Source organism: Paraburkholderia bonniea, from assembly GCF_009455625.1.
Classification (GTDB): Bacteria; Pseudomonadota; Gammaproteobacteria; order Burkholderiales; family Burkholderiaceae; genus Paraburkholderia; species Paraburkholderia bonniea.
Map to the genome: position 1 here is coordinate 447,125 of NZ_QPEQ01000001.1, position 12,239 is coordinate 459,363.

Here is a 12,239-nt window from a genome sequence, read left to right on the forward strand (position 1 = left end):
TCTAATCACACTGGATATTTATTTTGATGGGTAATAAAGTTTCACTGAATTCCGGGAGGATTTCACCTGGTTTGAATGTTGATTCAAGCGGTGGTTTAAATCCGAATGCTGGATTGACGCCGACTGCTTCGAAGCTGATCGAAAGCTATAGCTTGCCGGATATTTTGCTAGTTGATCCGCAAATCGCATTGCTAAAAAATGGTTTATCGGAAGAGCCGTCAGCGTTGAGTAATGATGCTGCGGCAGTAATGCCGAAAAGCGGAAAAAAAGTCGCATTCGCGCCGAACGTTAACTCGCTCAGAATTCCAGCTCGTTCTGAGCTAGAGCCATCGGGACTTTTCTCCGGCGAGCGCATTGAGATAGTGAGCGATTTATCTGAAGAAAAAAGGATAAATGTGGCTGCTGCGCGAAAGAATAAAATGCGGAGCAAAAATAATATTCCGGAGCTGGATAAAGCCTCGCTCGACCGGGCTGGGTATCCAGAGATGCTGCTTAATAAAAATGAGTCATTCAGGCTGGTCTGGTATCAGAATCTGGATAAAATTATTGCGGATTACCCCAAAATCAAGGTGAATTTGACGAAATGGTTTAAATCGGGTTTGACCGCGAAAGATTTCGTCCAGATTTTTTTGACCCATCCGGGAAGTGGGGTTGCTTCTGGAATTTTGATTATTGAGGGTGATATTGGACTTTTTGTGAATGAGTCTAATCATTGCATGTTTAAGGAAAATAAATTTGATTCGATTTTTATTAAAAATAAAATTGATGATAAAAATGAAGTGGTGCGCAATTATGAATTGTTAAAATTGCGGAATCTGAAAAAAGTGGAGCATGAAGTCGATAAATCGCACCGCAATTTCGAGTTTTTCGAGGCGCTTGGTAAAAATGCGACAGCAATTACAGAGGTCGATTTAAATTTTTCTTTTGCCGCAGGTGCTGGAGATATCGAGAAGGTTAGTAGCGCGTTGTCCAAAATGAAAGCATTGGAAAAATTAATTTTAAATTTCCGGGTGGGGAAATTTGAAGATCTGGAATGGCGCTATAATTTCCGGCCTGCTTTCGTGGCTTTAAAAGAGCTGTACATCAAGCTTGGCGACGGAGGCAGTGACAGCTCCAGTATGCTTGGAACGATGCTTGAGCAGATTCAGAACTCAGCCATCATGATGCTCAAAATTAATACGCATCAATCTTTGCCGGAAAAATTCGATGGGGCGGCATTGTCCAAGGTGGAATATCTGGAAGTGACATCACGCCATACCGATTATCTTTATTTTATGAAGCCGGCGCTAAAGTGCCAGAGCATCAGAGTTTTACGGATAGACAATATTTATATTGAAGGCGAAGAAAATACGGCTGCGCCGAATTTTGCGGGAGTGGGCGAAGAAGCGTTATCTGCGGAGGTGAACGCTGGCCTGTTTGATAAAGCCCCGAGAGGGCGCAGGAAAATCTGGCGCGAGGGCAGGTTTAATGATGCGCTTGCCAGTCTGGCACCGGCCAGTGACAGGACGAGCATGAGTGCTGATGAAGTGATGAAAAAATGGCCTGTTCCGAAATCGCTGGAAGCCGTGCTTTCTAATAGAAATATCGTTCTGACGCGTGAAAATGGGCCTGTTTTGATTATCACTACGGCATGGAAAAGCCGGCATCTGACAAGGCCGATTCAAGCGACGATTTAACTCACACATGGATAATGCCGCCCCGATGAAAAATAAGACTGTGCAGGTGGGTTTAAAGTCGTCGGGTTCCTTGCCTGAAGTGCCGGGAAATCGTGGCATTTTCATTGTGAGAGATGAGAAAAAAGTCGTATCGAGTGCGCCGCCTGCGCGGAGATTGAGTTTGCCTGGGCGGAGATTGAACCTGTCGGGGCTATTTTCCGGCAGGGCGATTCAAATACCGGATGAAGTACTCAAAGCAAAAGCCGACAAATTTCTGCAAACGGATACATGGCTTGCCAAGGCGGGGTGCAATAAACAATTTTCTGCGTATATTGATAAAAAGCATCTGGCGCAACTGGCAAGGGGGATTTTGTGCAGCGGCCAGACGTTAACCGCAGAAAATCTGCTGGATATGCTGAAAATTTTAAACCGGTCTGAGCATAATGTTCATCTCAAGCTGGCAGACTGGCTGGATGCCGGTTTAAGCACGGCTGACCTGAATCAGCTTTATTTCTCACAGCCGCAGGATGGCGCAGCCGTTAAAGGTAAATTAGTACTTGAGGGCGATATCGGCAGCATGGGCGCTGAATTAAATCTCTATGCAGGCAGCAACACGGAATACATTTCAATTGAGCTTAAATATAGCTTTCATCTCAACAATAAACATTGCGCGAGAAGTTATAAATTTTTGACCTCTGAACGCATTAGCAGCATTGAACTGGATGGCGATAACCGGCACGGCGATGCGGAAATGATTGCGGCACTGCCGAATAACAAGTCGATTCGGAGCATTAATCTGGTGCTGCAAAGTTATTTAGGCCGGATTGACTGTATTCAAGGGCTCAGCCATGCGCTGGCTAAAATGACATCGGTAGAGAATTTAACGCTGCAACTGTTCCCTGAAAATATTGAAAATCGACTCTGGAACTATGATTTCAGGCCCGCGTTTAAAAATCTCAAGCAGCTCCAGATCAGGGTTGCGCCTAACTGGTATCACCATTCCGGCATAGTTGAGGCGCTGGTCAGCCAGATTAAAAATTCAGCGATAGAAATTTTGAAAATGGACGTTTATCAGTCTTTTTCGGAAAAACTGGATGATGAGGTGTTTTGCAAGGTGAAAGCGCTGGAAGTGCTGGCGCGGCGCGAAGATTATGCTCCCTTTATTAATCTTGGGCTAAAGCACGAGGCAATTAAGATATTGCGGCTGGATAATATTTTCAGTGAGAAAGATAAGCTCTCAGCCATGATGAAACATGGCTGGAAGGCCAAAAAAGATTCACTGGCAATAGGCGGAGAGCGTGACGCATTAAGCGTTGTCGATGACCGCCGCTTGCTTGATGAAGGCCTGAACCAGGTGCTGGCAGAACTGCCCGCCGTGCAATCCAGTTATCCGGTGCCTGCTGCTGAGCTGCTGGTGTTACGGCCAGAAATGACGCCCTATGCCGCGCTGCTGTCACCGCTGAACCTGCTCGTGACCGGCCGGGACGGCTCCGAGCTGCTGATATCGACGGCATGGGGCGGCGCTTAAATGCAAACGAAAAGGAAACGCACACGGGCCAAGCCCGGCATTGAGCATCAGCGTGAATTAGCGTGAATCAAGCGGTAATACCTACCGTTATGAGGACGGCAACCCTAAAGCTTTGCTTGCTGCTTCCGATAACCAGAATAGCGCTGGCGCATGGCGCTTAATCTGCCCAGTTCGCGCCACAAATTCGATAGTCCAGCCAGGACAGCCGCATCACACAGGAGGAGTACCGATGTTTTCGCCAGGCAACGCCGCCGCTAATGCCTACGCCAAGGTTGGCCTCCAGACTGGGGTGATGGGCGCGAGCCCGCATCGTCTGATCGTGATGCTGTATCAGGGCGCGCGCCAGGCCATTGCGCTTGGCCGGATGCATCTGCAGAACGGCCGTGTCGCTGAACGCGGCGCGGCCATCAGCAAGGCCATCATGATTATCGAAAATGGCTTGCAACAAGCGCTTAACCTCGAAGCGGGCGGCGACATCGCGGCACGGCTCGACGGGTTGTATAGCTACATGACGCGACGTTTGCTGGAAGCCAGTATTCAACAAAGCGAGGCGATGATGCTTGAAGTCGATGGCCTGCTGGCCACGCTCGAAGAAGCCTGGGTGGGGATCGCTCCGGAAGTCGCGCGCATGGCGGCACAACAGGCGGCACAGCAAACGGTGGAAACAGCGAAATGACACCGAACCCAGACTATTTCGCACGCTACGAAGCGATTGCCGCGATGTCTGGCCGGATGCTGAGTGCGGCGCGGCGCGCGCACTGGAGCGATCTCGAACAGTTGCAGGACGAGTTCCGCGTACTGATTGAACGGCTCGATGGCGTGGAGGCGGGAGTGACCCTCGACGACGCTGGCCGGGCGCGCAAGTACGGCCTGATTCGCCAGATTCTGGCGGATGACGCGGCGATCCGTGACCTGCTCAACCCTGGAATGGCGCGGCTCTCAGCGTTGTTCTCAGGACGTTCGACGCATGCGCTGAAATCGTTTTATGGCGCGCATTAAGACTCGCGTATGCCCTGGCTGCGCCCGGGGCAGGGTATTTCGCGGATTGCGCATGATGGCTAGGGGCAACCTATGAGCCGTATCGACTCGGATCTGGCTGCGTTGCTGGTGAACCGGGTCGATAGCCTGCTGTCGGTCGGGCCGGGGAGTACCGCTGCGTCGCAAAGGGGCGTGGCCACCCATCAGGCCGAAACCCAGGCCGAAGCCTTCCGCCCGGGCGCGGCTTCCACACCACCAGGCACGCCGCCTGCATCGGCGAAAACCGCGCTGTCAGCGATGGCCTTGACGCTGAACGCGATCGTGCGTTCGGGGGCGCGGCTACTCCGGCGGTGCTGGGCCAGACACCGCTGTGGCCTGGCATATCTGGCATGCCAGGCGAGCTGCCGGCGCAGCCTGGCGTGGCTGGCTTCTCAGGCGGTAATGCCACGGCCACTCCCGCAGCTACTACTCAAGCAGCAGCCACTCAAGCAACTACCGCTCAAGCAGCCGCAGCAGCGGCCCGCTCAGCTGGCAGCGCTCCTGCCGTCACGCAAATGGTTCAGGCTTTGCGCCAGACCGTGGCGCAAAGCGGTTTGTTTTACGAAGCGCATCTTGCGCAATGGCTCGCGGGGCAGCGGCCGCTGAGCGCGTTGCTAGCCGAACCGCAGAACCGTCTGGTGTCGGTATCGCCATGGCCATTACCCCTACCGTTACCTATGCCGTCAGCGCGGCCGTCCGGCACCGATGCGTTTGCTGATGGCCCCGCTGAGCCGTCAGGATTCAGCCCGCGCTGGGCTGCAAGCGGCAAGGAAGCTGGCGCGAATGCGTCAGGCGCAGCCCATCTGGCGGCAACGTCATCCAGTGAAACCGCCGCGCCGTTAGCGCAGGCCTTGTCATCACGGCTGGCCGCAGCGAGCCAGGCGATGGCGGAGCGCCTCGCTGGTTTTGCCACCGCTACCACACCAGAAGTTGCCACCCGCCGCCTCTATCACGCCCCCGCCGACACCCTTGGCGCGCTTTCAGCCGAAGCAGGCGATACCGAGGCGGGCGTGCTGCCCGTGATTCATCCGGCGACAGCGCCGCTGGTGCGGCAGCAACTCGATTTACTCGCTACTGGGCAATTTCGCTGGAATGGCGAAGCGTGGCCTGGCGCGAAACTCGACTGGACCATCGAACACGATGACGCCGAGCGCCGCCGCCGAGGCACGGCCACCGAGGCCCCGGCCGCTACGAGCGAGCGTGTCTGGCGCACCCGGGTCACGCTGTCGCTACCGGTGCTGGGCACGGTGGATGCCGAGTTGACATTGACCGGCGTGCGACTGGCGGTACGGCTCCAGGCCAGCACCACGGGCGCAGCGCGTCTGGTGCAGCAGGGCGAGCAGTTCGGTCAGCGCCTCGCGGCTGCGGGTATCGAGCTGAACGGCTTGTTGATTCGCGCGGTGGCGGATGAGGCCGGGCTGTGGGCTAACGGCGCTCATGCGGCTCAGGCCCAGGCGGCAACGAGTGCTTATGCGCAAAGTGCGGCAGCTACGTCAGCGGCATCTAGCGCTAGCGGTGGCGGTGGCTTCCGGCATGGTGCTGACGCGGCTGATTGGGATTTCCCATGAGCCGCGCACGCCGCAAAAGCGCGAGCGCGCTGAAGTACGACAGCCGCACCCCGGACGCCGCGCCGCGTGTGGTGGCGAAGGGCTACGGCATGGTCGCGGAGATGATCGTGCAGCGCGCGAAAGAGGCTGGTCTTTACGTGCATGAAGCGCCGGAGATGGTGTCGCTCTTGATGCAAGTTGATCTGGATGAGCAGATTCCACCGCAGCTGTATCAGGCGGTGGCGGAGCTGCTGGCGTGGCTGCACCGGCTGGAGCATGAACCGGATCTGGCTGATGCACGTGGGGTGGCGGGTACGAGCGGCCGGGGCTGAGGCTGTTGGCCGGCGCACTGGATCTGGGTCTACAGCGGCGGCTGGGAATGGCGCGCTTGGCTCACGTTATTCATAGCGTTGACTGGCTGAACGAACGCATTGAGTTGTCTGGTCGTTTCGTGTGGCGTATCTGATGCGTTTGGCGTATCGGCACGAGATGGCTAAAGCTGGGACGACTGAGGCTGTTGGCTGGCGCGCTGGGTCTGGGTCTACAGCGGCGGCTGGGAATGGCGCGCTTGGCTCACGTTATTCATAGCGTTGACTGGCTGAGTGAACACATTGAGTTGTCTGGTCGTTTCGTGTGGCGTATCTGATGCGTTTGGCGTATCGGCACGATGGCTAAAGCTGGAACAACTGAGGCCGCTGACCGGCGCGCCACATCCATCACAGTGGGCGGCAATGGCGCGCTTGACTCCCGCTATCCGCAGCGCTGAGTCACTGATCTGCGCCCCACCGCACCCCATTCACTGCAAATTCATCCCCCAGCATCCCTCACTAAAACCGCAACATAAACCGCAACAACGCCCGAACCCTTTTGCCATAAGGCGGGGCGATCAACCAGCGGCCATTCCAGCGCGCCTGCGTCAACACGGGCTTCATCTGCGAGAAGCGCACGAAACCTTCATAGCCGTGATAAGCCCCCATGCCGCTGGCACCGGCACCGCCAAACGGCAAGCTCTCGCACGCCAGGTGCATCAGGGTTTCGTTGATTGCCATCCCGCCCGCGACGGTTTCATGCGTGACCCGGGCGATCGTCGCGGCATCATCGTCATACAGGTACAACGCCAGCGGCCGAGGGCGCGCATTGATCCAGGCGAGCGCGTCATCGAGCGTGTCATACGGCACCAGCGGCAGCAACGGCCCAAAAATTTCCTCCTGCATCAACGCCGTGCTTTCAGGCGCACCCGTCACCACACAAGGTGTAAAGCGGCGCGTCAGCGGATCAGCCGCCGCTGGGTCCAGCGGATGCAATTGCGCACCCGCAGCGACTGCTTCATCAGCCAGTTGCTGCAGGCGAGCGAAATGCCGAGGCGCGATTAGCGAGGTGTAATCCGGGTTCTGCGCGAAGCCGGGGTACATCTGCGCGAAACGCTGGCGCGCGCGGGCGATGAACGCCGCCTCAGTCCCACGAGGCAGCAGCACGTAATCGGGCGCGACACAAGTTTGCCCAGCGTTCAGCGTCTTGCCCGCCAGCAAGCTGTCCACGGCGTAGTTGAAGCGCGCCCCGGGTCCGATGATGACGGGCGACTTGCCACCCAGCTCAAGCGTCAGCGGCGTCAGATGCTGCGCCGCGGCGCGCATCACTTCACGGCCCACCCGGGTCGATCCCGTGAACAGCAGATGATCGAATGGCAGCGCGCTAAACGCCGCCGCCACGGCAGCATCACCGTTGACCACGGCCACGTGATCAGCGGCGAAAGTTTGCGCGATCAGGCTGGCAAATAACGCCGACGTGCGCGGCGTCAGTTCTGGCATTTTGATGAGCGCCCGATTACCGGCCGCGAGCGCGCTGATGAGCGGGCTCGCGGCCAGCAGCACGGGGTAATTCCACGGCACGATGATGCCGATGACGCCCAGCGGCTGCGGCACGACCTGCGCCCTGGCGGGCCGCAGCCACTTGCTGGTGCGCCGCCGCTGTGGCTTCATCCAGCGCTTGCCTAGCCGCAGCACGCGATCAATCTCTTCCTTTAGCAGCAGGAATTCAGCTAGCAGGATTTCTTCTGGCGCGCGATTGCCGAAGTCGGCATGCAGCGTCGCCGCCAGCGCATCGCGGTGCTTCAGCAGCATCGCGCGCAGCGCGCTGAGATGTCCCGCGCGCTCTTGCCATGACGGAAACGGCGTAGCGAGCGCTGCGCTGCGCTGGTGCTGGAGCAACGCATCGAGCGTTTCGAGCGTGACCGGTCGGTTGGGTGCTGCGGGAGTCATGGACGCTTCCTGTGCAGTTGGCCGGGGGGGGCGGTGGTTGGTGGTGTGGCCGTGTAGCGATGTAGCGGTGTGGCGGTGTGGCGGTGTGGCGAAACGGCAAAACGGCAAAACGGCAAAACGGCAAAACGGCAAAACGGCAAAACGGCAAAACGGCAAAACGGCAAAACGGCAAAACGGCGAAACGGCGAAACGGCAAAACGGCAAAACGGCAAAACGGCGAAACGGCGAAACGGCGAAACGGCGAAACGGCGAAACGGCGAAACAGGACGGTGTGACGAAGCAGCGATGCAGCAAACCAGCAAGCAACACAAGCTCACACCATCCCAACCCGCGCCGTTAGCTCCTCATTCAGCCCATCAAAAAAGCCCGCTCGACCAGCGCCGCGTGATCGACGTGAGCGGGCAGCGTGCCGTACACCCGGCCACTCTCGCCACAACCGTCGGCCAGCCGCGTTGCAATGAACGCATCCGCGACATCAGCAGGAGCGTGCTGCAGCAGCAATGTCGCTTGTGCCAACAGCGCGATTTGCTGCGCAATCCGGCGTGCCGACGCTTCACGTGTCACCGCATCGGCTGCCAGCGCCGTCGTGAGCCGCGCCAGCGCCGCCTGCAATCCGGGCTCGCCTTGCGCGAGCGTGTGCCACGACGCCAGCAGCGCCTGGGCGGCTTCCGGCTCGCGTTCAATCGCGCGCAGCACGTCCAGGCACATCACATTGCCCGAGCCCTCCCAGATCGAATTGACCGGCGCTTCACGATAAAAGCGCGCCATCGGCCCCTCTTCGACATAGCCATTCCCCCCCCAAACTTCCATCGCCTCGCCGGTGAATTCCAGCGTGCGCTTGCAGACCCAATACTTCGCCGCAGGCGTCACGATGCGCTGCCATGCCCGCTCCTGCGGTGCGCTGGCGGTGTCTTCGAAAGCACGCGCGAGGCGCATAAACAGCACCGTCGCCGCTTCGCTTTCCAGCGCCAGATCGGCCAGCACATTGCGCATCAGCGGCTGCGTCAGCAAGGTCCGGCCGAAGGCGCTGCGGTGCCGCGCGTGATGAATCGCCTGCACCAGCGCCGCGCGCATCAGCGCCGCACTGCCAATCACACAGTCGAGCCGGGTGTAGTTCGCCATTTCGATGATGGTTGGCACACCACGCCCTTCGTCGCCGATCAGGATGCCGAACGCATCATTGAATTCCACCTCGCTGCTGGCGTTCGAGCGGTTCCCGAGCTTGTTTTTCAGGCGTTGCACCTGCACCGTGTTCTTGCTGCCGTCCGGCGCGAAACGCGGCACATAAAAACACGACAAGCCCGCTTGTTCACCGGTCCGCGCCAGCACCAGATGAGCATCACATTGCGGCGCGGAGAAAAACCATTTGTGCCCCACCAGCCGGTAACTCGCGCCACGGCCACTGCCTTGGGTGGCGAACGCGCGCGTCTGGTTGCTGCGCACATCCGAGCCGCCTTGCTTCTCGGTCATGCCCATGCCGATCATCGCGGAGCGTTTGAGTGGCAACGGCAGGTCGCGCGGATCGTGCTCGCTGCTATAGAGCTTGTCGCGCAAGGTTTCAAACAATGCCGGTTCGCGTTGCAGCAGCGGAATGCTGGCGAAGGTCATGGTCAACGGACACAGCGAGCCAGATTCAAGTTGCGCATGCAGGAAGTACCCCGCGCAACGCGCGCTCATCGCACCTGGCTGCGGCAGCGAAAACGGCAGCGCATGCAGGTTTTCCTGGCGAAGCAGCGCCAGCAGCGTGTGCCAGGCAGGATGAAACTCCAGCGCATCAATGCGCTCGCCACGCGGGCTAAAGGTGAATAACTCCGGGCTATGGCGGTTAGCCAGATCAGCCAGCGCCAGCACCTCTGGCGTGGTGAGCGCCGCGCCATCGCGCAGCAGCGCGGCCCGGTGCCAGGCGGCACCGTTGCGGGTCAGCGCGGCGTCCAGCACCGGGTCGCTAGCCAGCAAGTTGTAATTCGTGAGCGGCGGCACCTGATTGGTGACGTCGTGAGTGTGACTCGGGCCGAAGGGTTCCATTGGCTGTCTCCGTATCTCTGGTTTTGCCGGACAGGGCCGATGCGCCATGCCTCATGCGTGGCGCGGCTCAAGCCACGCGTTTTTTTAGCCTGAACGGCCTTTGCATCATAGGGGCGCAGCAGGGGTTGCGACACGCATTTCATATAGAGGAGGCGCTCTGGCAAGCAGATCAAAACACCTCTGGGCAACTGCATATTTAAAAAGCAATTGCGTATTTTATTTGTCAATTTTGTCTTAGTTAATCTATTTGTAATTGAGAATAATCTGGTATTTATCCGACATTTGCCGACATTCTCATTCGATTATCTTTTTTGAGATTTTCACGCCTCTATAATCGCGCCGCGAAAATGAGCAAGCCAGATGGCGTGCTCGCAACATTCAAGGAAGATAGTCAATGAGCGCTAACGTGATTCAACTGGTTCGATCTACGATGACGGACAGCGTGGTCCGTCAATTATCAGAAAGTCTTGGGCAGACACAGCAAGCAACTCAGGCTGTTTTCACGGTGACCTTGCCCGCCTTGGTGACTGCCTTGATGAATAAAAGCGCGACGCTCGACGGCGCGCGCTCATTGTTTACGACGCTGCTCGGGCCACAGGTGAACGCGCAGATCAGCGAGCAACTGCCGCAACTGATTGCCACGACCGCAGGACTGAACCAGCTTGAACAAACCGGGCGTCATTTGCTGGAGCGCGTGCTGGACCGGCGCGTAGATCATCTGAGCGACGTGGTGGCGCTCCAAACCGGCGCTGCAACGCAACCCGCGCACGGGCTGGCAGGAGTTTTGGGCGCGACGTTGCTGGGCGTGCTGAAGCGTCATTTTCTCGATACCCGCAGCGACGTGAGCGCATTGCCAGCATTGCTGAGCGAGCAGTTGCCCCACGTGATCGGACAGATTAACGACCCCGTGAGCGCGGCATTGGGGATGGGCACGGTGATGGAGTTTGCCGAGGGCATTTCCGGGCAATTGAAAACAGTGGCGAGCGAGCTCGAACCCACTGTGGAACGCGCCACGCCACCTGGGCTGGCGACCTTCGAGACTGCCGCAGGGGTTGGGGTTGGCGGTGTGAGAGCGGTGCAGCCTGCCCGGACCCAGGCTCCCCTGGATGCGCTGATCCGCGAGCAAAAGCGCTCGCGCACGGGGTTGTGGTGGTTTCTGGCTGCGGCGCTGGTCGTGGCGTTCCTGTGTATTCGCGGCTGCCATAACGGCAAGGGCGACGGCAGCAGCGACGGCACCAGCGAGGCAGTGGCCTCCGTCCCGCCCGAGGCTTCGGGCGTAGCGGCGATTGCCGCATCGGCTGTGCCTGCCTCCGCCACACTTAGCCCGCAAAGCGATACCTATCTGAGCTTCAGGGTGAGCCCATTGGGCGAACCCACGCTGACTGCGCGGCTGAGCAGCGAAGGCGAGCGCAGCGCACTGATCGAGATGCTGGAAAAGAAACTGGGCAGACGTTTTTCCGCTGATTTAAGCGTCGATCCAGCGATCAAGCCCGCCACCTGGCTGACCCATTTCGATGCGCTGCTGCCCTTAATGACGCAGTCCGGCGCGGAACTCAAACTGGAAGGACACGAGATTGAACTGAGCGGCACGGCACTACAGCCTGGCAGTAACTGGGTGACGCAATTGCAGTCCCAGTTTGGTAACGATTACCGGGTGGGCGGATTTAATGAAGATCAGGCCGTGGCACAGGCCACCACACAATTTCAGCAGCAAATCAAAGCCTTACTGAATGCGGATGGCTCATGCGCTTCAGCCGATTTTGCTAAAACTCTGAATCTCCAGGTGATTAATTTTTCGACGGGTACTGCACGCATTCCCGTCTCAGCGATTAATGATTTGAACGAAACGGCCAAAGCGCTGAAACGTTGCCAGGCTGACGGCAAAACCGTGCAGCTGGAAGTGTCGGGATATTCCGATAACGTTGGCGTTCCGGCGGCTAATTTGCAGTTATCGAAAAAACGTGCGGCTTCAGTGCGGGAGTTTCTGGTGCAAGCGGGCGTGCCAGCTGAATCATTGCGGACCAAAGGCTATGGCCAGTTACATCCAGTGGCGAGCAATGATACGGAAAGCGGGCGCTTTGCCAATCGCCGGATTGAATTTATCGAAATTGAATAAATGATTTAAATTGGCTCGCCGGTGTGGCGAGCGGAACAGAGTTTTATACGTAGGGGTCTTTGGTGCCGCCCGAGGTTTAATCGGGCGGCTTTT

10 protein-coding genes are annotated in these 12,239 nt (G+C 57.9%); 8 read left to right on the forward strand and 2 right to left on the reverse strand.

The annotated features are described in order from the left end of the window. Positions 1-26 precede the first annotated feature (26 nt). From GH656_RS01905 to GH656_RS01930, 7 genes are all read left to right on the forward strand, one after another. Positions 27-1,676: a hypothetical protein gene (locus GH656_RS01905; RefSeq protein WP_153074339.1), complete on the forward strand. Its 1,650-nt coding sequence runs from the start codon at positions 27-29 to the stop codon at positions 1,674-1,676. Between the two features lie 7 nt (positions 1,677-1,683). Next, positions 1,684-3,183, forward strand: a complete 1,500-nt coding sequence (locus GH656_RS01910; protein WP_153074340.1) for a hypothetical protein — start codon at positions 1,684-1,686, stop codon at positions 3,181-3,183. 229 nt (positions 3,184-3,412) lie between these two features. Further along, positions 3,413-3,859 (forward strand): flagellar export chaperone FliS, encoded by a 447-nt coding sequence (fliS, locus tag GH656_RS01915; protein ID WP_153074341.1) that lies wholly within the window; start codon positions 3,413-3,415, stop codon positions 3,857-3,859. Further along, positions 3,856-4,182: a flagellar protein FliT gene (locus GH656_RS01920; protein WP_153074342.1), complete on the forward strand. Its 327-nt coding sequence runs from the start codon at positions 3,856-3,858 to the stop codon at positions 4,180-4,182. Before fliS ends, GH656_RS01920 begins: the two co-directional genes overlap by 4 nt. 72 nt (positions 4,183-4,254) lie before the next feature. Beyond that, a complete protein-coding gene (locus tag GH656_RS17995) occupies positions 4,255-4,806 on the forward strand; it encodes a hypothetical protein (protein WP_246184182.1) in 552 nt (183 codons plus the stop codon). Next, on the forward strand, positions 4,716-5,768 hold the full coding sequence (gene fliK / locus GH656_RS01925) for a flagellar hook-length control protein FliK (protein WP_246184183.1): 1,053 nt from the start codon (positions 4,716-4,718) through the stop codon (positions 5,766-5,768). The genes GH656_RS17995 and fliK overlap by 91 nt, the downstream gene beginning before the upstream one ends. Next, positions 5,765-6,079, forward strand: coding sequence for an EscU/YscU/HrcU family type III secretion system export apparatus switch protein (locus tag GH656_RS01930; RefSeq protein WP_153074343.1), 315 nt, complete (start codon positions 5,765-5,767; stop codon positions 6,077-6,079). Before fliK ends, GH656_RS01930 begins: the two co-directional genes overlap by 4 nt. Positions 6,080-6,574: 495 nt before the next feature. On the opposite strand, the gene GH656_RS01935 is transcribed toward GH656_RS01930, so the two are convergent. Both GH656_RS01935 and GH656_RS01940 read right to left on the reverse strand, forming a co-directional pair. Next, positions 6,575-8,005: a coniferyl aldehyde dehydrogenase gene (locus GH656_RS01935; protein WP_153074344.1), complete on the reverse strand. Its 1,431-nt coding sequence runs from the start codon at positions 8,003-8,005 to the stop codon at positions 6,575-6,577. Positions 8,006-8,353: 348 nt separating this feature from the next. Continuing rightward, positions 8,354-10,030: an isovaleryl-CoA dehydrogenase gene (locus tag GH656_RS01940; RefSeq protein WP_153074345.1), complete on the reverse strand. Its 1,677-nt coding sequence runs from the start codon at positions 10,028-10,030 to the stop codon at positions 8,354-8,356. A gap of 394 nt (positions 10,031-10,424) precedes the next feature. Here GH656_RS01940 and GH656_RS01945 point away from each other — a divergent pair, with 394 nt between their 5' ends. Then, the gene (locus GH656_RS01945) at positions 10,425-12,146 is read left to right on the forward strand and encodes an OmpA family protein (protein WP_153074346.1); all 1,722 of its coding nucleotides are present in this window, start codon (positions 10,425-10,427) and stop codon (positions 12,144-12,146) included. Positions 12,147-12,239 lie beyond the last annotated feature (93 nt).

What these genes read in the sequence shown, in the direction of transcription:
- GH656_RS01930 (WP_153074343.1), top strand. Translation starts at nt 5,765, where the DNA reads ATGAGCCGCGCACGCCGCAAAAGCGCGAGCGCGCTGAAGTACGACAGC.
- GH656_RS01940 (WP_153074345.1), bottom strand. Translation starts at nt 10,030, where the DNA reads ATGGAACCCTTCGGCCCGAGTCACACTCACGACGTCACCAATCAGGTG.
- GH656_RS01905 (WP_153074339.1), top strand. Translation starts at nt 27, where the DNA reads ATGGGTAATAAAGTTTCACTGAATTCCGGGAGGATTTCACCTGGTTTG.
- GH656_RS17995 (WP_246184182.1), top strand. Translation starts at nt 4,255, where the DNA reads ATGAGCCGTATCGACTCGGATCTGGCTGCGTTGCTGGTGAACCGGGTC.
- fliK (WP_246184183.1), top strand. Translation starts at nt 4,716, where the DNA reads ATGGTTCAGGCTTTGCGCCAGACCGTGGCGCAAAGCGGTTTGTTTTAC.
- GH656_RS01920 (WP_153074342.1), top strand. Translation starts at nt 3,856, where the DNA reads ATGACACCGAACCCAGACTATTTCGCACGCTACGAAGCGATTGCCGCG.
- GH656_RS01935 (WP_153074344.1), bottom strand. Translation starts at nt 8,005, where the DNA reads ATGACTCCCGCAGCACCCAACCGACCGGTCACGCTCGAAACGCTCGAT.
- fliS (WP_153074341.1), top strand. Translation starts at nt 3,413, where the DNA reads ATGTTTTCGCCAGGCAACGCCGCCGCTAATGCCTACGCCAAGGTTGGC.
- GH656_RS01910 (WP_153074340.1), top strand. Translation starts at nt 1,684, where the DNA reads ATGGATAATGCCGCCCCGATGAAAAATAAGACTGTGCAGGTGGGTTTA.
- GH656_RS01945 (WP_153074346.1), top strand. Translation starts at nt 10,425, where the DNA reads ATGAGCGCTAACGTGATTCAACTGGTTCGATCTACGATGACGGACAGC.